The sequence below is a fragment of the Streptomyces sp. NPDC007164 genome (assembly GCF_040634135.1).
Lineage (GTDB): Bacteria > Actinomycetota > Actinomycetes > Streptomycetales > Streptomycetaceae > Streptomyces > Streptomyces sanglieri.
This window is the reverse complement of the sequence record NZ_JBEYFB010000007.1, coordinates 73,477-96,034: the sequence shown is the minus strand read 5'-3', so window position 1 is coordinate 96,034 and position 22,558 is coordinate 73,477. Positions and strand designations below refer to the sequence as shown.

Sequence of the window (22,558 nt, the reverse complement as noted above, 5' to 3'; positions counted from 1 at the left end):
GGCCGCCGGGCAGCACGACGACAGCCCCGCACACTCCGGGTCGATCGGGGGTGCGGGGCTGTCGTCGTTGCAGTCGTTGCAGCGGGTGCGGTCAGACCGAGCCGAACTCTCCAGCCTTCACACCTGCCACGAAGGTGGCGAATGCGGCGGGGGAGGTGCTCAGAACGGGACCGCTCGCGCTCTTCGAGTCACGGACGGGGACGACACCGAGCGAGCCGACGAGATTGGCGGCGACCTCGACGCAGGCACCACCGTTGTCGCTGTAGGAGGACTTGAACCAGCGGGGGGATTCGGTCGTCACGGAGAACCCTTTCGTAACTGGCTGATCATGGCCACGGAGGCCGCTGGGGACAGAGCCCCGGCCGGGCAGAGGCCGCCGCCTCACGGAGCCGGTCGGACCACCGGCCCGGACTCCCGGCAGGGCCTGCACAGGCCGTCGCGGAACGCCTCGGGCCTCCCGGGTGCACCGCACTCGGTGCACTCCATCATCAGGCGGCGTACGGGAGTTGCCTGCGCGGCCGGGGTCGTGGCGGGCAGGCGGGGCGGGAGCTTGTCGCGGAGGCGGCGGCGGACGAAGCCGAAAGGTGAGTCGACGGACGCGGGGAGCCCGGCGGTGAGGGCGTGCGTCAGGTAGTCGGCGTCCACACCGCGCGCGAACCACTCGGCCGCCGCCTGCTCCAGCGCCGCACAGTCCGCTGCCGAGAGGGCCAGACGGGAGTCCGTACGGCCGAGGCGGGCCAGGGCGGCAAAGGCGGGAGAAGGCCCCGACGGAGACTGCGGATCCGACCGAGGCCCTGCCGTGCGCTGCTGCGGCACCACCGGGGCGGACGGCTGTACCGGTACGTGCATGGGCTCGGGCGCTGGAACAGGCACTGGAACAGCCGCAGGCGCAGGCGCAGGCACCTGGGCCGGGGCGCCCACCTCGGGCGCGGCAGGCACCGGGGGCTCCACCGCCTTCGCGGTCGGCATCGGCACGGACCGGCGCTCCTCGGCGGCGAGGAAGGTGTCCCACCACTCGTTGTCGTGAGCGACCCGCGACCAGAAGGTACGAGTGACCCAGCGGACCTGGTCGCCACTCTCGCCGCTCTCGCCGCCCAGGCACCGGACATGTCGCAGATGACCGGCCACCCCCAGGGCCCGCAGCGCACTGCCGACGGCCATCTGCCCGTACAGGGGCTGACTCTTCGCCAGCGACTTGATGTCCATCGCCGCGCCCTCGGGCAGGGCATCCACGTAACCGGCGATGTGCCGTTCGCGATCGGGCAGCAACGCGAAGTCGGCCTCGCGCGGCGGACGTTGCTCCGGTACGGATCGCTTTCCGTAACCGGGGCGGGCCTTCGGGTGCGGGCGCGAGGATGCGGGCGCGCACAGGGCAGGGCTAAGGTTTGAAACAGCCACGGGATCGCCACTCTCGATCTTGGGGTCAGACCCCGGCCGGTGCTGGTAACACCGCGTCGGGGTCGTTGCATTTGGCACCGTAAGCAGCCGAGACTGCGCGCCGCAAGTCGGTCACGACTAGTCATACTTGCTGGCCGTGACGGGTCGGGGAGGGCGGGGAGGTTTTCCCAACCCCCTTCTTTTCCCTACCGGTTGTACGACATCGCTCGAATCCCGACGTCCGGATCCCGGCCCCCGAAGCCCGAAGCTCAAGACCCGGCCCCTGCCCTCCGCCCCGCAACCCGAAAGAGTGCACAAGCCCATCCGAAGCTCGAAGCTCGAAACCCGGCTCTCGTAGCTCGTATCCCGTATCTCGATGCGAGGCGCGTACGCCCCTGGCACACGCGAACGCGGTCGGCGATTCTGTTCGCATGCTGCTCCCGACCATCCACAAGACGGCCGAACTGATCGAGGTCGTCCGCATCACCGATCCGAACAGGCATTTCGGCGCCGAGGACCTGACCGGCGACGAGGTCGCTCACTGGGAGGCGCCCCAGGTCGATCAGGTCCTGACCCTGGTCGGCGACCTGCCGGACGGCGAGATGCGCCGCTGCTTCATCCCGGGCTGGGGCATCCGGGTCCACGGTGCCACCGGCCTGCTCTTCCAGCTGGCCTTCTGCTTCCAATGCCACGACGTACGGCTGTGGGGACCGGCCGTCCCGGACGGGCAGGCGGGGATCCACAGTTTCGACGCGGACAGCGCGCCCGCCCAAGAACTCCTCGGACGATTCCGTACGGCTGCGGAGAAGCCCGCGTAGTCGGATGGGATCGGATCGCGACCCGCCCCGTACCGCCGGTACCGGGAATGCCGAGCAGCCGGCTCAGTCCTCCGCCGGTGTCACCCGTCCGGTGAGCGCCGCGAGCGAATTCCGTACGTGAGCCATGTGCGCCTGCACCTCGTCGCGGCCCTCCTCGTGCTCCCGCACGATCCGCTCCGTCTCCCGGACCACCCGCTCCTCACGGACCCTGGCCTCCGCGATCAGCTCCGCGGCCCGCGCCTCGGCGTCCTCCTGACCGTGCCGGGCGGCCTCCTCCGTCTCCGCGAGCGCCCGCCGCGCCTCCTCCAGCCGGGCCTCCGCCTGCTCGGTCAGCTCGTCGTGGTGCGCCGACTGCGCGGCCTCGGCCCCGGCCAGTTCGAACTCCGCCGCCTGCCACCGCTCGGAGTGCTCCTGCTCCTGGTGCGCGAGGACGCTCTCGGTGCGGTGGCTCGTCTCCGTCATCATGGCCTCGGACCGCTCCCGCACCTCCGCGGCCTCCGTACGGGCCTCGGCGACCGCCTCGTCGGCGGCGCTCTTCGCCGTGGCCAGCGCCTCGTCGGCGTGGGTCACGGCCGCCGCCCGCATGGCCTCGGCGTCCGCCCGCGCCGAGCCGCGAAGCGCCCGGCCCGCCTCGTCCGCCGCGTCCGTGAGCGCCTGCGCCTCCTCCTGGGCGGTGCCCCGTACGGTCTCCGCCTCGCTCCCGGCGAGGGCCAGGATCTGCTGGGCACGCTCGCCCAGCGACTCGTAGTTCTGCGGGGCGAGCGTGGCGACGACCTCGCTCAGCCGGACCGACTCCGCCGACAGCTCCTCCACCAGCGCCGTCAGCCGGGACACCTCGTCCAGCGCCGCGTCGCGCTCCGCCGACAGCCCGGCCACCATGCGGTCCACCTGCTCCGGACGGTAGCCACGCCCCCGTCCGCCGACGAAGCCATGCGCGGACACCGGTGCAGAACTCATCCTTGAAGCCTCTTTCCGACTCTCCGACCCACCAGCAATACGTCAAGGATGCGGCAATTGGCCAAGAAGTCGGAATCGATTGGCTGTATTCCGGACGGAAGCGACAGGCATCACAAGCAGCACGGACAACACGCGGCACACAGCACGGCGCCCGGCCCCCTCTCGGGAACCGGGCGCCGTCAGCGGGCCTGCCGGGTCAGATCAGCCCGTCCCACATCTGCTCCAGAAGCACCGACCACCAGCTCTCCGGCGACGCCAGCGCCGCCGCGTCCAGCGCCACCAGCTGAGCCTGGAAGTCGACCGTCCAGCGTCCCGCCTGCTCCGGGTCGAGCCCGAAGCGCAGCCGCCACATCCGGCCGAGCAGCGCCATCGAGCGCTGGAACTCCGGCAGCCCGGTGTTCACGAACTGCGGCGGCACCGACTGCCCGCCCGGCCCCGCCTCGACCGGCACGGCCACGATGTTCGCGGTCCCGTACTGGACACAGATCGCCCGCCCGAAGTCCGACCCCATGACGAGGTACGACCCCGCGTCGGGGGCGGGCTGCACCTGGCGCTGCGCGGCCAGCTCGGCCAGCGTCGGCACCACCGGCTGACCCGGCTGCGCCCAGAAGAACGGCCCGAAGTCGGCGGGCAGCCCCGCCCACACCAGCGTCCGCGCCACGGTCTCGGGCACGCCCTGGCGGGACACGGCGCGCTGATCGAAGCGGCAGATGCCCTGCGGCCCGAAGGTCTGCAGCAGCTCCTCCGCGATGACCTCCGGCGGCGCCGCCATCGCGGGCGGCATCTGCGGCAGCGGGGCCCGCATCGGCGCCGGACGGGCCGGCCCGTCCGCCACCTGATGCAGCTCGCCCTGGTGGGTGAGCAGATGCTGCATGCCCTGCTGACGGCTGGCGTGATCGGTGCCGTACGGCGCGACGCTGGTGATCCGCACCTGCGGCCAGGTCTCCCGGATCATCCGCGCGCAGTAGCCACCGGGCAGCTCGCAGGACTCCAGCTCGGTGTGCAGCTCGATGACCTGCTGCGGCGGCACATTCATCGCCCGCAGCTCGTGCAGCATCTGCCACTCGGGGTGCGGGGTGCCGGGCGCCGAACGCCGGATCAGCTGCTGCTCGCTGCCGTCGGGCCCGCGGTAGCGCAGCACGGCCTGGTAGCCGGGCCCGACGGTCGGCTGACCGCTCGGCGCCTGCGGATAGCCGTACGCCGCGGGCGGCGGGGTGTGCGAATTCGGCGGTACGGGGCCGGGGGTGCCGGGCGGACCGGGCGGCTGCGGTGCGCCGAGGCCGCCCATGCCGGGGCCACCCATGCTCGGGTCGGCCAGCATCGTCGCGGCATGATGCACCCCACCACCGGGCGGCGGAGGCGGCACAGGAGCACCGGGAACCCCGGGCGGACCCGGAGGCTGCGGCACACCAGGAGCACCAGGGGCACCAGGAGCACCGGGCGGACCGGGCGGGCCAGGAGGCGCGGGCGGCTGGAGCGGGCCCATGCCACCCATGCTCGGGTCGGCCAGCATCGTCGCGGCATGATGCACCCCACCGCCGGGCGGAGGCGTCGAACCGGGGGGCGGCGGAGGCGGCACAGGAGCACCAGGAACCCCGGGCGGCCCCGGAGGCTGCGGCACACCAGGAGCACCAGGAGCACCAGGGGCACCGGGCGGACCGGGCGGGCCAGGAGGCGCGGGCGGCTGGAGCGGGCCCATGCCACCCATGCTCGGGTCGGCCAGCATCGTCGCGGCATGATGCACCCCGCCACCGGGCGGAGGCGTCGAACCGGGGGGCGGCGGAGGCGGCACAGGAGCACCAGGGGCGCCAGGAGCCCCGGGCGGGCCGGGCGGGCCCGACTGAGGGGCGAGCTGCGTCGGCAGGTACCCGCCCGCCGGGGCGCCGGGCGCACCCGGCCCCGAGGGCGGCGGCACGGGCGCGCCCGGCCTGGCACCCGGGGTGCCCGGAACACCGGGCGGCGGCGGGGCCGACGGGCCTCCGCCACGCGCACCACGCGGCGGCACGACAGCCTTGCTGGTGGCCGCATCAGCTATGTCACCGGCACCACCCGCGCCCGGAGCACCCGGAGCACCCGGAGCACCCGGCGGAAAACCGGGGACGCCGCCCGGCGGAACACCGGGGACACCACCCTGCGGGCCGAGACCCGGCACGATCGCCGTCCGCGGCAACTGGCTCCCGCCCGACATCAGGGCCGTCGGCGCATCGGCCGGCACGACCGGCGGCGGGGTGCCGTCGTCGTCGGCACCCGAGAGCGGCGGCGCGAACACCGTGGCCGGCAGCGGCACCGCCCCGTCGTCGGTGTCCGCGTTCGTGTCCGTACCGGCCCACGGGGTGGCCCCGGCAGGCACGTTCGGCACGGCAGCCGGGACACCGTCGTTGGCGGTGGGCTCGTACGCGACCTGACCGCCGTGCGAACCCGGCCCCGCCTGACCGACCGGGGCGGCCGGAACAGCAGGCGGCGCGGAGAAGGCCGGAGCCGGCGAGACCGGCGCGGCCGGGGACGCCGGGGCGGGCAGGGGCGCCGGGGCGGACGGGGACGCCTGGGCGGCGGGAGGCGCCGCGTCCCCGCCCTGGCCCTCGCGGCGGTCCGGGATGCCCAGCTTGTCGGCCGCTTCCTGGAGCCACTCCGGAGGGCTCAACAGGAACGACGTCTGATTGAGATCGATGCGCTGCGGCGGCTCCGGAGCAGTCGCGGCAGCCGCACCGACGCCGTACTCCTCCTCGTACCGCCGGATCACCTCGCCCACCGGCAGCCCCGGCCACAACGTGGCCTCACCGCTGTCCCTGGCGATCACCAGCCGCTGCCGGCCACCGTCCGAGACCGGGCCCTCGGCACGGTCCTCGCCCCACACCACGAAACCCAGCTCGAACTCCCGCACCCGCACCTCACGGTGCTGGTACGCGGGCACATCGCCGTTGATCCACTCGTCCGCGCGCTCCTGCGCCTGCGCAAAGGTCACCATCGCGCTCACCCCTCCACCGGGACGGCCCGCGCGAAGCCGCCGTCCACCATCAGGTTCGCCACGGTCTCCAGCTCCGGCGGATTGCCCGCCAGACGCTGCAGGAAGGCGTCGAAGTCACTCCCGCACGGCAGCAGCAGCCGGTCCACCCGCTCCTGCACGTTCCAGCCGTCCTGGTCCCGGGCGTCGTCGTACGCACAGAACCAGACCGAGCCGACGCCGTTCCCCTTCACCTTCACCGCGACGATCCCGCCCTGGACGAAACCGACGCCCAGGAAATCCTTGGTGAGGTGGTCGCGCAAGCACTTGTTGACGTACACCAGGTCGTTCACCCCGGCCTGCTCACGCACCGTGAAGAACGGCTGGTCGACCAGCAGCCCCAGCTCCGCGTCGAGCGCCGCACCCACCGGCGCCGAACCGCCCGCCGCCTTGAGGAACGAACGATAGGCACCCGGCAGCCGGTAGCCGAGATCCTCCTCGACCCCCAGGACCTGCGACTCGCTCACCGCCACGGCCCCCTTCGGCAGCCGGAAGTGCGCGGGCCGGGTCTCCTGCAACGGACGGGTGCCCCGCTTGTTGTGGTCGACCGCCGTCGCGGCGAGGCCGCCGTGATGCCTCAGCAGCGCCTTCACCTCGACCGGGACCAGCTCCATGCGCCGGCCCCCGGGCACGTGGTGCCACGTCCAGCCGTGCGGAGTGGCGACCGCCGGAATCGTGTCCCACAGCTCATGACCACTCGCCGCCAGCGCCGCATTGGCCGAGACATAGTCGGTGAGCCGCAGCTCATCGACCCCGAAACCCTGCGGCGGCTCGGCGATCTCGGCGGCGGCACGCGCGTACGGCGCGAAGACCGGGCTCCCGTTCTCATCCATGCGCACACCGCCGGGATGGCGGGACGCCCGGACCGGGTCCGGGAAATGCACGAGCTGCCCGGCGTAGGCCGCGTTCGGTGGCGCGGATTGCTGCCCGAGCCGACCTGTCGTCATGGCGGTTGCCCCCTGCTGCGTCTGGCTGGTGAGGACCGGCCCCGCCCTGGGACAGGCCCGGTCCGGGCACAGCCTATGCGGTGGTGCAAGAGCTGGTCTCGCCCATGTGACCTGTCCTACGCCTCCCCCTCCGCATCCGTCACGAACCGTCACAACGACGTGACTGACGAGCGACGCTCCCACCACGGACGAGCGACACGGACACACGTTTCACCGCCCCAGCTTCCCCACCAGCCGGGACATTTGGCAGGCTGTCACCGCAACTCGGGGGCGTGCACATCGCGCAGCTACCGCTGCCGGCACGGGAGGGAAAGCACCATGCACACCGCACAATCAGTCACATCCGGGGATCCACGCCTCAGCTGGAGCAGCACCGAAACCGGCCGCGCACCACGCCTGCGACACCGCCGCGACGGCATCCTGCCCGCGATCGCCGCGGCACTGTCCGTCCGCGGTGAAACCCTGACCTGCACCGCGGGCAAGGGCGACCAACCCCCCGTACTGCACCCACTCGTCCAGGACTTCCTCGACACCCTCCCCAGCAGCCGGCGGGAACGCTTCACCGGCCGCTGCCCCGAAGCGATACTGCTCTCCCGGCAGCTCACCGCCGCGGAAACAACCCGCTCCAAGCGCGCCCAGCGCAAGCCGCTGACCAACGGCGAAGCCCGGCGCGCCCTGAAGCACTCGCGGCTCACCGCACGGCGCATCCGTGAGGACGGCGACCCGATGCACGGCAGCTACGCACCACCGTGCCGCTCCTGCACAGCGATGCTCGCCCACTTCGGCGTACGTCCCGTCGACCTCACGACCACCGGAGCGGCGACCACCGCCGAGAAGGGCTGACCGCACGCCGATGCACGACCGAACCGACGTACCCGAACAGACGGGCCCAGCGGACCGCGACCGCAACGCCACCACCCGCTTCCCCGTCTCCGTCGACGCCGCGCTGCGCGCCGCAGGCTGGCAACCCGGCCGCTGGGACATCCGGCAGGCCGAGGAGTGGGCCGACGCACTGCGCTCGCACGCCTCACCCGCCGGCCACCAGCACGCGGTCTTCCCCGCGGCCGTGGAGGCATGGGCCGAATTCGGCGGACTCCACATCACCGCCTCCGCACCGGGCCGCCAGATCGCACCCGCCCCGGTCCGCATCGACCCGCTGAGCGGCCTCCATCTCGCCCGCACCCTCGGCGACCTCGGCCGGGCCCTGAAGACCGAGGTCAGCCCGCTGGGCGAGGAAGGGGACGGACAGGCGGTCCTGGCCATCGACACCGAGGGCCGCGTCTACAGCATCGACCACACCGGCGACTGGTACCTCGGCCCGGACATCGACCAGGCACTGGCGACCCTGATCACAGGGATCCAGCCCGACCGCCTCGTCTCGGACTGAACCCGCGCCCCACCCCCGCAGACCCGAGGCCCGGCCCACCCCGTCCCGAACCCACCGCGTCGGCCCGGCCCACCGCTCGGCCCGGCCCACCTCGTCCCGATCCCACCACTCGGCCCGGCCCACAACACCGGCCCGCCGGAGCGGCTCAGGCAACCCCGCGGCGCCGGCCCGTCGGACCGGCTCAGGCAGCCCCACAACACCGGCCCACCGGGCACCGGCTCAGGCAGCCCCCCGGGCCGGCAGCACCGCCGACACCCGGAAACCACCCGCGTCCGTCGGACCCGAGACAAAGACCCCGCCGAGCCCCAGCACCCGCTCCCGCATCCCGACCAGACCGTTGCCCCCGCTCGGCAGCCCCGCGTCCGCCGTGGCCGCGTCCGAGGGACCGTTCTCCACCTGCATCGCGACCTCCGCGCCGCGGTGCGCCAGCCGCACCCAGGTCTTCGCACCCGCCGCGTGCTTGTGCACGTTCGTCAGGGCCTCCTGCACCACCCGGTACGCCGTCTGCTCGACCTCGGGCGGATACCCGCGGGCCTCGCCGTCCACCGACAGCTCCACCGTCATCCCCGCCGCCCTGGACTCCCCCACCAGGGTCTCCACCTCGTGCAGCCGGGGCCCGTCCTCCGTGGCTGCCGCCGCCGCGGCGGCAGCAGCGGCCTGACCGACCGAGGCGAGCGGCACCGAGGCCGCCCGGACCGTCCCCGACTCCCCCGCCCGCAACACCCCGAGCATCTCCCGCAACTCCGTCAACGCCTGCCGGCCCATGTCACCGACCAGCGCCGCGTTCCGCACCGCCTTCGCCGGATCCTTCGGCGCGACGGCCTGGAGCGCGGCAGCGTGCACCACCATCAGGCTGACCCGGTGGGCAACCACGTCATGCATCTCGCGGGCGATCCGGTGGCGCTCCTCCGTACGTGCCCACTCCGCCCGCTCCTCGGCCCGGTCGGCGAGCAGCGACAGTTCCCGCTCCAGCGAGTCCGCCCGCTCCCGCAGGCTCTCCATCAGCCGCCGCCGAGCCCCTATGTAGAGGCCGAACAGCACCGGGGGCGCGGTCAGCCCGAGCGACATGAAGAGGGAGATCAGCGGTACGTACCAGTCGCCGGGCCCGAAATCGGCCTGCTCATCGACGCTCTGCCGCAGCCGTACATAGGTGACGATGAACGTCCCCATGAAGGACATGCCCATGAGCACCGCGGTGATTCTTCGCGGCACTTCGGAGGCAGCCAGCGTGTAGAGGCCGACCAGGCCCATCAGGAAGCCCATCTCGGCGGGCGTCGTCGCGATCGCGACCAGCACCACGGCGATCGGCCACCGCCGCCGTACCACCAGCACGGCCCCCACCAACAGCCCGAACAACACCCCCGCCGGCACCGGCAGCCCGGTGTCGCCCGCGAACTCCACCCCCTCCAGTGCGCATTCCAGCGCCGACAGGAGCGCGAGCCCCACATCCAGGGCGACACTGCGCCGCCGTTCCCACCACCAGTAGCCGCGGGTGGTCGATCCCGCCGCTTCCAGGTCTGCCCCCGTTGCGGTCATGCCGTCCAGCCTACGGGCGGCCGCACCTCAATTTCGGGCGACCTGGACAGCACGTCCGCCCGCAGAGCGGAGACGAAACAGCTACTTATCGCTTGAAATGGCGAATCGAGCAGACTTTCGCACCGGACGTCCGTATTCCGGACGACGATCTTCACATGACGGAAATCACGAGCAAGTACACCAACTTCGAAGACCTGCGCGAGCAGGCGATCGCGTTACGCCGGGAGGGACTCAGCCGCCGCCGGATCCGCGACCGGCTGCTCGTGGACAACAACGACATCCTGAACCGCCTCCTGGAAGGCGAACCGGCCCCGGAATGGACGAAACGCCCGAACGCCAAGGACGACCTTCGCGAAAAGGCCCGCGAACTGCGCCTCCAGGGCATGACGTACGACCAGATCCAGGTCGAGCTGGGGTGCTCGAAAAGCTCCATCTCACTGTGGGTGCGGGATCTGCCGAAGCCTGAGCGAAGCCGCACCGCCGTCGAGCAGGCACGGCTCGCCGGACGGCTTCGCTGGGACCACGAGCTGGCCGTACGGGACGCCGAGCGGCAACGGACGAAGGCCGACGCGAAGAGCGAAGTCGGTGTCATGACAAACCGAGAGCTCTTCGTCACCGGAGTCGCTCTGTACTGGGCAGAGGGAACAAAGGACAAGACCTACGACCGACGAGAAACCGTCACGTTCATCAACAGCGATCCCGACGTGATCCAGGTCTACCTCGCCTGGCTTTCACTTCTCGGCATCGAGCCGGAGCGCCTGCGCTACAGGCTCATGATCCACGAAACGGCGGACGTGGAGGCAGCCAAGCAGTTCTGGGCCGATCTGGTTGGCGTCGATACCTCAGCCTTCCAGAAGACAACGCTCAAGAAGCACAACCCGAAGACCGTCCGCAAGAACGTGGGAGAGGCCTACCAGGGGTGCCTGGTCATCCGGGTCTCGCAAGGAGCTGAGTTGTATCGTCGAATTGAAGGGTGGTGGCGCGGCATCGCGCATCAGGCCCAACTCCGCCTCGGGTAAGGTCTGACCCAGTGATCCGCCGTGGGGTAGCGGCATCCCGCAGGCCTTTGGAGCCTTGAGACGCTGGTTCGAATCCAGCCGGCGGAGCTCACGTGACGGGCCCCGACCAGCAAGGTCGGGGCCCTCACCCATGTCCGCTCACCGGCCCCCCGGTATCCTTCGGATGTCCCCCACCCGAAGCCGAAGGACATACCCGTGAGCGTCAACCGCCCGGCAGCCGTCGTCGTCCTCGCAGCGGGTGAGGGCACCCGCATGAAGTCGAAGACCCCCAAGGTTCTGCACGAGATCTCCGGGCGGTCGCTCGTCGGACATGTCGTCACCGCCTCCCGCGAGCTGGACCCCGAGCACCTCGTCGTGGTCGTCGGCCACGGGAGCGAGCAGGTCACCGCGCATCTCACCGCCGTCGACGACCGGCTGCGCACCGCCCACCAGGCCGAGCAGAAGGGCACCGGCAACGCCGTGCGCGTCGGGCTCGACGAGCTCGGCGGCACCGTCGACGGCACCGTGATCGTCGTCTGCGGCGACACCCCGCTGCTCTCCGGCGAGACGCTCACCGCGCTCGCCGCCACCCACACGGCCGACTCCAACGCCGTCACCGTGCTCACCGCCGAGGTGCCGGACTCCACCGGCTACGGCCGCATCGTCCGCGACCCGGCCGACGGCACTGTCACCGCGATCGTCGAGCACAAGGACGCCACCGACGCCCAGCGCGCGATCCGGGAGATCAACTCCGGGGTCTTCGCCTTCGACGGCCGGCTGCTCGCCGACGCCCTCGGCAAGCTCCGCACCGACAACAGCCAGGGCGAGGAGTACCTCACCGACGTCCTCTCCATCCTGCGCGAGGCCGGGCACCGGGTCGGCGCCTCGGTCGCCCCGGACCACCGCGAGATCCTCGGCATCAACAACCGGGTCCAGCTCGCCGAGGCCCGGCGGCTGCTGAACCAGCGGCTGCTGGAGCGCGCCATGCTGGCCGGGGTGACCGTCGTGGACCCGGCGTCCACGCTGATCGACGCCACCGTCACCTACGAGCACGACGCGATCGTGCACCCGGGCACCCAGCTCCTCGGCACCACCCACCTGGGCGAGGACGCCGAGGTGGGCCCCAACTCCCGGCTCACCGACACCGTCGTCCGCGCGGGCGCCCGGGTGGACAACACGGTCGCGGACCGGGCCGAGGTCGGCGCGGGCGCGACGGTGGGTCCGTACGCCTATCTGCGGCCCGGCACCAGCCTCGGCGCGAAGGCCAAGGCCGGTACGTACGTGGAGATGAAGAACGCCACGATCGGCGAGGGCACCAAGGTCCCGCACCTGAGCTACGTCGGTGACGCGACGATCGGTGACCACACCAACATCGGTGCCGCCAGTGTCTTCGTGAACTACGACGGCGTGGCCAAGCACCACACCACGATCGGCTCCCACTGCCGTACCGGGTCGGACAATATGTTTGTGGCGCCCGTCACGGTCGGGGACGGTGCCTACACCGCGGCCGGCTCGGTCATCACCAAGGACGTGCCGCCCGGTTCGCTGGCCGTCGCCCGCGGCCAGCAAAGGAATATCGAGGGTTGGGTGGCCCGCAAGCGTCCGGGAAGCGGCGCCGCGCAGGCGGCTCAGGCCGCAGTGTCGGAGCACGACAGCGAAAGCTGACCGGAAACAGGTACGCCGTGCACGGCGTACCGTGATAGATGCTCACCCCATTTCGGCTGGCTCGTTGCACATCGGGACACATGCGTGCAGCGCCAGGAACACGTCTGAGGAGACTGTGCTGTGACCGGGATCAAGACGACCGGCGAGAAGAAACTGATGCTCTTCTCCGGCCGCGCCCACCCCGAGCTGGCCGAGGAGGTTGCGCACCAGCTGGGTGTCGGCCTCGTGCCGACGAAGGCCTTCGATTTCGCCAACGGTGAGATCTACGTCCGCTTCCAGGAGTCCGCCCGCGGCGCCGACTGCTTCCTGATCCAGAGCCACACCGCTCCGATCAACAAGTGGATCATGGAGCAGCTCATCATGCTGGACGCGCTCAAGCGCGCGTCGGCCCGTTCCATCACGGTGATCGTGCCGTTCTACGGTTACGCCCGCCAGGACAAGAAGCACCGCGGCCGCGAGCCGATCTCGGCCCGTCTGGTCGCGGATCTGATGAAGACGGCGGGTGCGGACCGCATCCTCACCGTCGACCTGCACACGGACCAGATCCAGGGCTTCTTCGACGGTCCGGTGGACCACCTCTTCGCGCTGCCGATCCTGGCCGACTATGTCGGTGCCAAGGTCGACCGTACGAAGCTGACGATCGTGTCGCCGGACGCCGGCCGGGTGCGGGTCGCCGACCGCTGGTGCGACCGTCTGGACGCCCCGCTGGCGATCGTGCACAAGCGCCGTGACAAGGACGTCGCCAACCAGGTGACCGTCCACGAGGTCGTCGGCAATGTGAAGGGCCGGGTCTGCGTCCTGGTCGACGACATGATCGACACCGGTGGCACGATCTGCGCCGCCGCCGACGCCCTGTTCGCGCACGGTGCCGAGGACGTCATAGTGACGGCGACACACGGTGTGCTCTCGGGTCCGGCCGCGGACCGGCTGAAGAACTCCAAGGTCAGCGAGTTCGTCTTCACGGACACCCTGCCGACCCCGGGCGAGCTGGAGCTGGACAAGATCACGGTGCTCTCGATCGCGCCGACGATCGCGCGTGCGGTGCGTGAGGTCTTCGAGGACGGTTCGGTCACGAGCCTCTTCGAGGAGCAGTAGGAACAGCGGGAACAGCGGTTCCGAAGATCCACTTTGGGGGCGGCCTCCCCGCCGGGTAGACTCAGCGAGTTGCTCGGCGAGGGAGGCCGTACTCATGTGTACGGCGGTCCGTTATCGACGCGCTCTTCGTAGCAGGCCTGTCGTGGGCCGGGTGACCGTCCAAGTTTCGTCACCTTACGAGGAGTGCAGTCATGGCTGAGGTCAAGCTCGCCGCCCAGGTCCGTTCCGAGTTCGGCAAGGGCGCCGCCCGTCGCACCCGCCGCGCCAACCTGGTCCCCGCCGTCATCTACGGTCACGGTGCCGAGCCGGTCCACGTCACCCTGCCGGGTCACGAGCTGATGATGGCGCTCAAGACCGCCAACGTCCTGATCGGTCTGGAGATCGACGGCAAGGACGCGCTGGTCATCCCGAAGGCCGTGCAGCGCAACCCGCTCAAGGGCGACATCGAGCACGTCGACCTGCTGACCGTCAAGCGCGGCGAGAAGGTCAACGTCGAGATCGCCGTGCACGTCGAGGGCGACCTGGCCCCGGGCGGCAACCTGCTGGAGTACGTGCAGAACACCCTGCTCGTCGAGGCCGAGGCCACCCACATCCCCGAGTCCGTCACGGTCTCCATCGCGGGCCTGGACGCCGGTGCGTCCGTTCTCGCCAAGGACATCCCGCTGCCCAAGGGCTCCGTGCTCGCCGGTGACGAGGACGCCGTGGTGCTCCAGGTCGTCGCCGCGCAGGCCGAGGAGCCGACCGCCGACGCCGAGGCCGAGGGCGCCGAGGCCTGAGCCTCGTCCGCACTGCTTGACTGACGGGGCGGCGGTTCCTTGTACGAGGATCCGCCGCCCCGTTTCCCTGTATTCCGACCCCCCTGCAATCAGCCGTCGCACGCGAGGAGACCGAGAGAGATGTCCGACGCCACCGACCCCTGGCTCATCGTGGGCCTCGGCAACCCCGGCCCCGAGTACGCGGCGAACCGGCACAACGTCGGCTTCATGGTGGCCGATCTCCTGGCCGAGCGGATCGGCGGGAAGTTCAAGCGGGCGCAGAAGGCGCAGGCGCAGGTGGTGGAGGGCCGGATGGGTCCTCCCGGGCCGGCGAGCCGGCGGGTGATTCTGGCCAGGCCGATGTCGTACATGAACCTCTCGGGCGGCCCGGTGACGGCGCTGCGCGATTTCTACAAGGTTCCGACGGATCACATCGTGGCGGTCCATGACGAGCTGGACATCGACTACGGGGCGCTGCGGCTGAAGCTGGGTGGTGGCGACAACGGGCACAACGGGCTGAAGTCGATGACCAGGGCGATGGGGGCGGACTATCACCGGGTCCGGTTCGGGATCGGGCGGCCGCCGGGGCGGATGCAGGTCGCGGACTTCGTGCTGAAGGACTTCTCGTCCGCCGAGCGCAAGGAGCTCGGGTATCTGGTGGACCGGGCGGCGGACTCGGTGGAGTGTCTGTTGGCGGAGGGTCTGGAGCGCGCGCAGAGCGCGTACAACTCGTAGACGTCCGGGGCTGGTGGCGGCTCGTACATCTCTGACATTCCCGCCGGTACCCCGGCGATTTTCGGCCATGAGTTGACCGGTGGTGCCGGTCTGCCCAAGGATCGCTCCCCATGAAGCGGAGCTCCTCCAACCGCGCCCTGGTCTACGTCCGCAACGCCGCCATGGGCTGTGTTGTCCTGTTGCTGCTGGTGGCGGGTGCGCTGTCGTCCTGGGACGAGGCTCACCACATTGTTCTGGCCAAGGGCCGTGAGCACGGCACGATGACCGTGACCGGTTGTGGTGCCGATGTCTGTACGGGTCCGTTCGTGCCGTCGGGGCAGGCTGCGGCGCGGAGCAGGGTGACGGTCGGCAAGTCCGTGGCGGCGCGGCGGGGTGACCGGTTCCCCGTGGTGATCAAGCCGGGTACGGATGATGTGGTGCGGACCGGGACGGCGGGGTTTCTGCATGCCTGGGTGCCGTTGGGCGGTGCGTTGTTGCTGGCGGGGCTGGTGATCGGTGGTGGTCTGCGGCTGTCGCGGATCGGCTGGGGTACCGGGATCGCGGGTGCGGCCCTGCTCGTGGCGACGTTCGTCGCGTTGTGAGCGGGGCCGCGCCCGCGTTCCGGTGGGTCAGCCGGTGTTGCGCAGGCCTGCGGCGACACCGTTGACGGTGAGCAGCAGGGCCCTGGCGAGCAGCGGGTCGGGGTCTTCGCCGCGTGCTGCGGCTTCGCGCTGGCGGGCCAGCAGCGAGACCTGGAGGTAGGAGATCGGGTCGAGGTAGGCGTCGCGGATGGCGAAGGTCTGCTGGAGCACGGGGCTGGTGCCGAGCAGTTCGGTGGAGCCGGTGACCTTGAGGACTTCGGACACGGTGAGTGCGTGCTCGGCCTCGATGGCGTCGAAGACGTGCTTGAGCTCGTCGGGGACGAGGGTGTCGACGTAGTGGCGGGCGATGCGCAGGTCGGTCTTGGCGAGGGTCATCTCGACGTTGGAGAGGAAGTTCCGGAAGAAGTGCCAGTGTTCGTGCATTTCGTCCAGGACGGTGTCGAGACCGGCCTCGCGCAGTGCCTTGAGTCCGGAGCCGACGCCGTACCAGCCGGGGACGATCTGGCGGGACTGGGTCCAGCCGAAGACCCACGGGATGGCCCGCAGTCCGTCGAGCGAGACGCCCGAGCCGGGGCGGCGGGAGGGCCGCGAGCCCAGGTGCAGGTCGGCGAGCTGGTCCACCGGTGTGGAGGCGAGGAAGTACGTCGGCAGGTCCGGGTCCTCGACGAGCTTGCGGTACGCGGCGTGGGCGGCGTCGGAGACGGTGTCCATCGCGGCGTCCCAGCGGGCCAGGGCCTCGTCGGACTGGCGGGGTGCGGTGTGCAGCGCGGAGGCCTGGAGGGTGGCCGCGACGGTCAGTTCCAGGTTCTCGCGGGCGAGGGCGGGGATGAGGTACTTGTCGGAGATGACCTCGCCCTGCTCGGTCACCTTGATCTCGCCCTCCAGGGTGCCCCAGGGCTGGGCGAGGATCGCGTCGTGCGAGGGGCCGCCGCCGCGGCCGACGGTGCCGCCGCGGCCGTGGAAGAGGCGCAGTCGTACGCCGTAGCGGTGGGCGACGTCGCGCAGTCGGCGCTGGGCGCGGTGGATCTCCCACTGGGAGGTGGTGATGCCGCCGAACTTGGAGGAGTCGGAGTAGCCGAGCATGACCTCCTGGACGTCGCCGCGCAGGGAGACGAGGCGTCGGTAGGAGGGGTCGGCGAGCATCTCGTCGAGGATGACGTCGGCGGCGCGCAGCTCGTCGGTGGTCTCCAGGAGCGGCACGATGCCGATCTTGGCCCAGCCGCCGTGCAGGTCGATGAGTCCGGCTTCGCGGGCGAGTACGGCGGCGGCGAAGACGTCGTCGGCGCCCTGGCACATCGAGATGATGTAGGACTCGATGACTTCGGGGCCGAAGCGTTCGAAGGCTTCCTTGACGGTGTGGAAGACGCCGAGGGTCTTCTCGCCGGCGGCGTCGAGCGGGGCCGGGGTGGGGGCGAGCGGGCGGCGGGAGCGGAGTTCCTTGGCGAGGAGCTTCTGCCGGTAGTCGCGGGGCATGTCGGCGTAGCGCCAGGATTCCTCGCCGAGCCGGTCGAAGAGCTGGCCCAGCACGTGGTGGTGGGCGTCGGCGTGTTCGCGGACGTCCATGGTGGCGAGCTGGAGGCCGAAGGCGGAGAGGGTGCGGATGGTGCGGTCCATCCGGCCGTCGGCGAAGAGTCCGCCGCGGTGCTCGCGCAGTGAGGTCTGGATGAGTGCCAGGTCGGCGATGAGTTCGGCGGTGCCGAGGTAGTCGCAGCCGGGGCGGTGGGGGGTGCCGGAGGCGAGGCGTTCGCGGGTGTTGACGAGCTTCTGCCGGATGCAGGTGGCCTTGAGCCGGTAGGGCTCCTCGGCGTTCAGCCGCTTGTAGCGCGGGCTGATCTCGGGGAGGCGTTCCAGGTCGGCTTCGAGCGAGGTGAGCAGTTCGTCGGTGGCACCGGTGTAGCGGATGGAGTTGGAGAGCAGTCCGCGCAGGTTGTCGATGAGTTCGAGGGCGTCGGTGATGCCGTGCTCGTGCTGGAGGATCAGTACTTCCCAGGTGACGGCGGGCGTCACGTTGGGGTTGCCGTCGCGGTCGCCGCCGATCCAGGTGCCGAAGGTGAGGGGGCGGGTGCCGGCGGGCAGTTCGACGCCGACGCGTCCGAGTTCGGCGGCGAGGTCTTCGAGTACGTCGCCGACGGCGTTGGCGTGGAGTTCGTCGAGGTAGTAGATGGCGTTGCGGGCCTCGTCGGCCGGCTCGGGGCGGACGACGCGGAGTTCGTCGGTCTGCCAGATGAGGTCGATGTTCTCGGCGAGGCGGAGGTCCTGGCGGCGCCGGTCGGCGTCGACGACGGGGGTCTCCAGGAGTGCGGCGATGCGGCGGAGCTTGTTGAGGACGGAGCGCCGGGCGGCCTCGGTCGGGTGTGCGGTGAAGACGGGCCGGACGTTGAGGTTCTTGACGGTCTCGCGCAGGTGGTCGGGGTCGGCGTCCTTGAGCCGGTCGGCCGTCCGGGCGAGGAGTCCGCCCTCGGCGGCGCGGCGGTCGCGCATCTCGTGGGCGCGGTGGACCTGCTCGGTGACGTTGGCGAGGTGGAAGTAGGTGGAGAAGGCGCGCACGAGCTGCGCGGCGGTCTCCAGGTCCGTGTCGCCGAGGAGCTGGGCCGCGGCCTCTCCGTCGGTGCGGGTCAGGGCGCGGACGCGCTCGACGAGGTCGAGTAGGTCCTGACCCTCCTGGCGTACGAGGGTTTCGCCGAGGAGGTCGCCGAGGCGGCGGATGTCGGCGCGCAGCTCGGGGCTGGCGGCAGGGGTCTGGTCGGCACTGCTCACAGTGTGCGGCTCCTTGCAGTGGTTGTGCACGGGGGTTCTCCCGGGGCCGCGGCAAGCAGCGGCCACAGGGGTCTCCGGGGCCGCGACAGGCAGCGGTGCTGACGCCACCCCGGGAAAGCAGAGTGCGGACCGCGCTGTCCGACCCCACCAGGATAGGTGTCCGCTCCGTCGGCGCCGATCTCGGCCCGATCGGGTTTCTGCTCGATGGGCGGCTCGCCGCGCTCTCGTGCGATGTGTGGTTCCGCTGCCATACTTACGTTGCCGTAGGTTACGGATGCGTAGCCAGAGCTGTCCGTCGCATTCCTCATCCCCAGGGGACCCCCCATGAACACCAGCCCCGCCGTGATCGACGACGCCCAGCCACCGGCGGCCGGCGATCACACTCTTCCCTCCGCCACGCTCGGCGGGGACAACAAACGGTCGATCGAGCAGTTCGCACTGCTGCTGTTCATCGTGGTGCCGTTCGTGGCGCTGGTCGCGGCGGTGCCGTTGGCCTGGGGCCGCGGTGTGAGCTGGCTCGATCTGGGTCTGCTCGTGGCGATGTATTTCATTGGCTGCCACGGCATCACGATCGGTTTCCACCGCTATTTCACGCATGGTTCCTTCAAGGCGAAGCGTCCGCTCCGTATCGCGCTGGCGGTGGCGGGTTCGCTGGCCGTGGAGGGTCCGCTGGTGCGGTGGGTGGCCGACCATCGCAAGCATCACCGTTTCTCGGACGCGGAGGGTGATCCGCATTCGCCGTGGCGTTTCGGTGAGAGCCTGCCTGCGCTGCTGAAGGGCCTGTGGTGGGCCCACATCGGGTGGATGTTCGACGAGGAGCAGACTCCGCAGCAGAAGTACGCCCCCGATCTGATCAAGGACCCGGCGCTGCGCGGCGTCTCCCGCCACTTCATGACGTTCACGGCCGTGTCGCTGGCGCTGCCGCCGCTGGTGGGGGGTCTGGTGACGATGTCGTGGTGGGGTGCGGCGACGGCCTTCTTCTGGGGCTCGCTGGTCCGGGTGGCTCTGCTGCACCACGTCACCTGGTCGATCAACTCGATCTGTCACGCGGTCGGCAAGCGCCCGTTCAAGTCGCGGGACCGGTCCGGCAATGTGTGGTGGCTGGCGGTCCTGTCGTGCGGCGAGTCCTGGCACAACCTGCACCACGCCGATCCGACGAGTGCCCGGCACGGCGTGATGCGCGGACAGATCGATTCGAGTGCCCGGCTGATCCGCTGGTTCGAGAAGCTGGGATGGGCGCACGACGTGCGCTGGCCGGACTCCGCCCGGATCGAGTCCCGGCGTATCGACGCCCGGCGCGACCCCGAGCGTGCCGACGCGGCATGATTGACGACGTGGCGACCGACTCCAGCACCAGCAGCGAGAAAAACCGTCCTTCCTCTTCCACCCGGCGTACCCGCCGGGTGCGGATGACCGGCAAGGAGCGCCGCGAGCAGTTGCTGGACATCGGTCGTACGCTCTTCGCCGACAAGGGCTTCGAGGGCACCTCGGTCGAGGAGATCGCCTCCCGTGCGGGGGTCTCCAAGCCGGTCGTGTACGAGCACTTCGGCGGCAAGGAGGGCCTGTACGCCGTTGTGGTCGACCGTGAGATGCGTCAGCTCCTGGACATGGTCACGAGCGCGCTGACCGCGGGCCACCCGCGCGAGCTCCTGGAGCAGGCGGCGTTCGCCCTGCTGGACTACATCGAGACGTACACGGACGGGTTCCGCATCCTGGTCCGCGACTCCCCGGTGGCGCAGTCGACGGGCACCTTCGCGTCCCTGATCAGCGATATCGCCACCCAGGTGGAGGACATCCTGGGCCTGGAGTTCAAGGCCCGCGGTTTCGACCCGAAGCTGGCCCCGCTGTACGCGCAGGCGCTGGTCGGCATGGTCGCCCTGACCGGCCAGTGGTGGGTGAACGCCCGTAAGCCGAAGAAGTCGGAGGTCGCCGCGCATCTGGTGAATCTGGCCTGGCACGGCCTGGAGAACCTGGAGTCGAAGCCGAGGCTGATAGGGCACCGCAAGAGCTGAGCGTGGGGGTCGGTCACCCGATGTGATGACGGCTCGGGGAATCGGCCCCTACTGTGGTCCGCAGGGCCAAGAATCCCGTCCATGGGAGGAATCATGACCGCCGAGCCGTTCACCGCGCACAGCTCCCGCTGGCCGGTGCCGCCCCAGGACGGATACACGGTGGACGATCTGTTCACCTTGCCCGATCTCCCGCCGCACACGGAGTTGCTCGACGGGAGCCTGGTTTTCGTGAGTCCACAGCGCTTTTTCCACAGCTGCATGATCGACCTGTTGGTAAGCGGCCTGCGGAGCTCCGCACCACGTGAGCTCAAGGCGGTTCGGGAGATGTCGGTCGTCCTGGACCGTCGCAACGTGCCCGAGCCCGACGTCTCCGTCGTCCGCTCCGACGCGGTCACCGGACCCGGCCTGACCCGTTTCCAGGCCTCCGATGTCCTGCTCGCCGTGGAGGTCGTATCGCCCGACTCCGAGGCCCGCGACCGCGACACCAAGCCGGGGAAGTACGCCTCGGCCGGCATCCCGAACTTCTGGCTGGTCGACATGGCCGGCACCGACAACCACCCGGTGGTGCGGGTGTACGAGCTGGACCCGGTGTCCAAGGCGTACGCCCTGACGGGAATCCACCACGACCGTCTCAAGACGGGCGTGCCGTTCCCGATCGACATCGACATCACCCGGGAGGCGCTGGACGAGCTGTGACGGTCAGCCGTCCGTCCGCTCCAGGAACTCCAGCCGGTTGCCCACCGGGTCGTGGCTGAAGAAGCGCCGGTGGCCCGGCAGGTCGTCGTCCCACCGCACCGGTGCGGTGGCCCGCCTTCTGGTGTGCGGAACTGGATCTTCGTCGACCTGTCCCGCCAGGGGACCGCACGTGCTTCCGGCACCAGGCCGGCCGCTGCGGCCCGCTGTTACGTAACGACGACGGCCCGGTCCTGGGGTCTGCCGCCGGACACAGTGGACGCTCTGGAACTGATCACCGGAGAACTCGCCGGCAACGCCCTGGAGCACAGTGCGAGCCGGTCCATCACCGTTGTGCTGTTCCGCGCCGCTCGGGCGGCCGTCGTCGGAGTGCTCGACGAGGGGCAGGGCCGTGCGACCGCGGCGGGCGCGCCATCGCTGGACCGGGAGGACGGACGCGGGCTGCTGATCGTCGACGTCCTGGCCACCGACTGGGCCCAGCGGCGCGTATGCGGCGGTCTGTTCGTCCGGGCCGAGGTCGGCACCGGACACGGACAGGCTCCGCCCGGTCGGCCGCACCAGGCGGACATCCCCTTGGTGCCGCTGCCGGTACCGTACGAACGAAGGCCGAATCACCCGCACCGGAGGTCACCGTGAGCGCACAGAGCGACAGCCCGTACGGACCGCTGATCCCCATGCCTGAGCTCACGCCCGACGCCTTGCGGGCAGCGGTCGCGCGGATCGCCCCCAGCCGCATTCCCGCGCTCACTCAGCATCTTTTCGAGGCCACGACGAACGCGCAGCAGACACAGAGCCTCGCTCCGCTGAGGGCGTTCATCCACTCCTGGGCCGTGTTCGTGGCGATCGAGCGGCATCCCGAGCAAGCCGCCCGGCTGCATGCGCTGGAGCGAATCGTGGACGGGGGCGAAGAAGACCCGGCCGAAGCGATCACCGAGATACGGCGTATCCATGAGGCAGCGGAAGCGGAGGCCGGACTGCGGTGAACGGCTGGACGTGGGACTACAACCCGAGCGCGGAATACATCACCGGTGGATTGCCACCCGGCGTCGTGGCGGAAGTCGAGCGACTCGCCACTGAGCTCGCCGCGCTCGGGCACGATGCGGTGAAGGTCGGCAGGCCGCTCGACAGAGAGGGAGGTCTCAGAGAATTCGACATCATGGGCGGACGCGGGTTCATCAGTTTTCTTGCCGTCCCGCGCCATGAGTGCGTCTATGTTTGCAACGTCACCTGGTACGGCTGAGACC

The 22,558-nt window shown here is 70.6% G+C and carries 22 protein-coding genes, 1 tRNA gene and 1 pseudogene; 16 read left to right on the top strand and 8 right to left on the bottom strand.

The genetic code is table 11. The annotated features are described in order from the left end of the window. Positions 1-91: 91 nt before the first annotated feature. Together ABZ622_RS13050 and ABZ622_RS13045 are read right to left on the bottom strand one after the other, a co-directional pair. Entirely contained in the window at positions 92-301 is a 210-nt protein-coding gene (locus tag ABZ622_RS13050; protein WP_360542415.1) for a DUF397 domain-containing protein, read from the bottom strand. 80 nt (positions 302-381) lie between these two features. Beyond that, entirely contained in the window at positions 382-1,398 is a 1,017-nt protein-coding gene (locus ABZ622_RS13045; RefSeq protein ID WP_360542413.1) for a MarR family transcriptional regulator, read from the bottom strand. 410 nt (positions 1,399-1,808) lie between these two features. Here ABZ622_RS13045 and ABZ622_RS13040 point away from each other — a divergent pair, with 410 nt between their 5' ends. Beyond that, positions 1,809-2,195 carry a hypothetical protein gene (locus tag ABZ622_RS13040; RefSeq protein ID WP_360542411.1) on the top strand — a complete coding sequence of 129 codons (387 nt, stop codon included), beginning with the start codon at positions 1,809-1,811 and terminating at the stop codon, positions 2,193-2,195. Positions 2,196-2,258: 63 nt separating this feature from the next. Here ABZ622_RS13040 and ABZ622_RS13035 read toward each other — a convergent pair whose 3' ends face one another. From ABZ622_RS13035 to ABZ622_RS13025, 3 genes are all read right to left on the bottom strand, one after another. After that, positions 2,259-3,152 (bottom strand): cellulose-binding protein, encoded by an 894-nt coding sequence (locus tag ABZ622_RS13035; RefSeq protein WP_360542409.1) that lies wholly within the window; start codon positions 3,150-3,152, stop codon positions 2,259-2,261. 196 nt (positions 3,153-3,348) lie between these two features. Next, complete coding sequence (locus ABZ622_RS13030) at positions 3,349-6,117, bottom strand: SUKH-4 family immunity protein (protein WP_360542407.1); 2,769 nt, start codon at positions 6,115-6,117, stop codon at positions 3,349-3,351. Between the two features lie 5 nt (positions 6,118-6,122). Then, positions 6,123-7,100, bottom strand: coding sequence for an SMI1/KNR4 family protein (locus tag ABZ622_RS13025; RefSeq protein WP_360542405.1), 978 nt, complete (start codon positions 7,098-7,100; stop codon positions 6,123-6,125). Between the two features lie 318 nt (positions 7,101-7,418). Between ABZ622_RS13025 and ABZ622_RS13020 the strand changes: the two genes are divergently transcribed. Further along, positions 7,419-7,943, top strand: coding sequence for a YwqJ-related putative deaminase (locus ABZ622_RS13020; RefSeq protein ID WP_360542403.1), 525 nt, complete (start codon positions 7,419-7,421; stop codon positions 7,941-7,943). Positions 7,944-7,953: 10 nt separating this feature from the next. Further along, positions 7,954-8,487: an SUKH-3 domain-containing protein gene (locus tag ABZ622_RS13015; protein WP_360542401.1), complete on the top strand. Its 534-nt coding sequence runs from the start codon at positions 7,954-7,956 to the stop codon at positions 8,485-8,487. 219 nt (positions 8,488-8,706) lie between these two features. On the opposite strand, the gene ABZ622_RS13010 is transcribed toward ABZ622_RS13015, so the two are convergent. Beyond that, positions 8,707-10,023 (bottom strand): histidine kinase, encoded by a 1,317-nt coding sequence (locus ABZ622_RS13010; RefSeq protein WP_360542399.1) that lies wholly within the window; start codon positions 10,021-10,023, stop codon positions 8,707-8,709. A gap of 155 nt (positions 10,024-10,178) precedes the next feature. Here ABZ622_RS13010 and ABZ622_RS13005 point away from each other — a divergent pair, with 155 nt between their 5' ends. From ABZ622_RS13005 to ABZ622_RS12975, 7 genes are all read left to right on the top strand, one after another. Beyond that, complete coding sequence (locus tag ABZ622_RS13005) at positions 10,179-11,042, top strand: hypothetical protein (RefSeq protein ID WP_360542397.1); 864 nt, start codon at positions 10,179-10,181, stop codon at positions 11,040-11,042. 15 nt (positions 11,043-11,057) lie between these two features. After that, positions 11,058-11,129 (top strand) — tRNA-Gln (locus tag ABZ622_RS13000). 108 nt (positions 11,130-11,237) lie between these two features. Continuing rightward, complete coding sequence (glmU, locus tag ABZ622_RS12995; RefSeq protein ID WP_360542395.1) at positions 11,238-12,686, top strand: bifunctional UDP-N-acetylglucosamine diphosphorylase/glucosamine-1-phosphate N-acetyltransferase GlmU; 1,449 nt, start codon at positions 11,238-11,240, stop codon at positions 12,684-12,686. 120 nt (positions 12,687-12,806) lie between these two features. Then, positions 12,807-13,781: a ribose-phosphate diphosphokinase gene (locus tag ABZ622_RS12990; protein WP_030926792.1), complete on the top strand. Its 975-nt coding sequence runs from the start codon at positions 12,807-12,809 to the stop codon at positions 13,779-13,781. A 191-nt stretch (positions 13,782-13,972) separates the two neighbouring features. Further along, positions 13,973-14,557, top strand: a complete 585-nt coding sequence (locus tag ABZ622_RS12985; protein WP_360542393.1) for a 50S ribosomal protein L25/general stress protein Ctc — start codon at positions 13,973-13,975, stop codon at positions 14,555-14,557. A gap of 120 nt (positions 14,558-14,677) precedes the next feature. Beyond that, entirely contained in the window at positions 14,678-15,271 is a 594-nt protein-coding gene (gene pth, locus ABZ622_RS12980) for an aminoacyl-tRNA hydrolase (protein WP_360542391.1), read from the top strand. A gap of 110 nt (positions 15,272-15,381) precedes the next feature. Then, on the top strand, positions 15,382-15,852 hold the full coding sequence (locus tag ABZ622_RS12975) for a hypothetical protein (protein WP_360542389.1): 471 nt from the start codon (positions 15,382-15,384) through the stop codon (positions 15,850-15,852). A gap of 27 nt (positions 15,853-15,879) precedes the next feature. Here ABZ622_RS12975 and ppc read toward each other — a convergent pair whose 3' ends face one another. Beyond that, complete coding sequence (ppc, locus tag ABZ622_RS12970) at positions 15,880-18,609, bottom strand: phosphoenolpyruvate carboxylase (RefSeq protein WP_360542387.1); 2,730 nt, start codon at positions 18,607-18,609, stop codon at positions 15,880-15,882. 324 nt (positions 18,610-18,933) lie between these two features. Between ppc and ABZ622_RS12965 the strand changes: the two genes are divergently transcribed. From ABZ622_RS12965 to ABZ622_RS12955, 3 genes are all read left to right on the top strand, one after another. Continuing rightward, positions 18,934-19,935 carry a fatty acid desaturase gene (locus ABZ622_RS12965; RefSeq protein ID WP_360542385.1) on the top strand — a complete coding sequence of 334 codons (1,002 nt, stop codon included), beginning with the start codon at positions 18,934-18,936 and terminating at the stop codon, positions 19,933-19,935. Continuing rightward, positions 19,932-20,621: a TetR/AcrR family transcriptional regulator gene (locus ABZ622_RS12960; protein ID WP_266915374.1), complete on the top strand. Its 690-nt coding sequence runs from the start codon at positions 19,932-19,934 to the stop codon at positions 20,619-20,621. Before ABZ622_RS12965 ends, ABZ622_RS12960 begins: the two co-directional genes overlap by 4 nt. A gap of 93 nt (positions 20,622-20,714) precedes the next feature. Continuing rightward, positions 20,715-21,317 carry a Uma2 family endonuclease gene (locus ABZ622_RS12955; RefSeq protein WP_360542628.1) on the top strand — a complete coding sequence of 201 codons (603 nt, stop codon included), beginning with the start codon at positions 20,715-20,717 and terminating at the stop codon, positions 21,315-21,317. Between the two features lie 3 nt (positions 21,318-21,320). Here ABZ622_RS12955 and ABZ622_RS12950 read toward each other — a convergent pair. Next, a pseudogene (locus tag ABZ622_RS12950) lies at positions 21,321-21,422 on the bottom strand (glyoxalase); the annotation flags it as partial. 18 nt (positions 21,423-21,440) lie between these two features. Between ABZ622_RS12950 and ABZ622_RS12945 the strand changes: the two are divergent. From ABZ622_RS12945 to ABZ622_RS12935, 3 genes are read left to right on the top strand one after another with little or no spacing between them, the layout of a single operon-like run. Then, positions 21,441-21,950: an ATP-binding protein gene (locus ABZ622_RS12945; protein ID WP_360542626.1), complete on the top strand. Its 510-nt coding sequence runs from the start codon at positions 21,441-21,443 to the stop codon at positions 21,948-21,950. Further along, positions 21,947-22,297: a DUF6247 family protein gene (locus tag ABZ622_RS12940; RefSeq protein WP_360542383.1), complete on the top strand. Its 351-nt coding sequence runs from the start codon at positions 21,947-21,949 to the stop codon at positions 22,295-22,297. The genes ABZ622_RS12945 and ABZ622_RS12940 overlap by 4 nt, the downstream gene beginning before the upstream one ends. Further along, complete coding sequence (locus ABZ622_RS12935) at positions 22,294-22,554, top strand: hypothetical protein (protein ID WP_329818400.1); 261 nt, start codon at positions 22,294-22,296, stop codon at positions 22,552-22,554. Before ABZ622_RS12940 ends, ABZ622_RS12935 begins: the two co-directional genes overlap by 4 nt. Positions 22,555-22,558 lie beyond the last annotated feature (4 nt).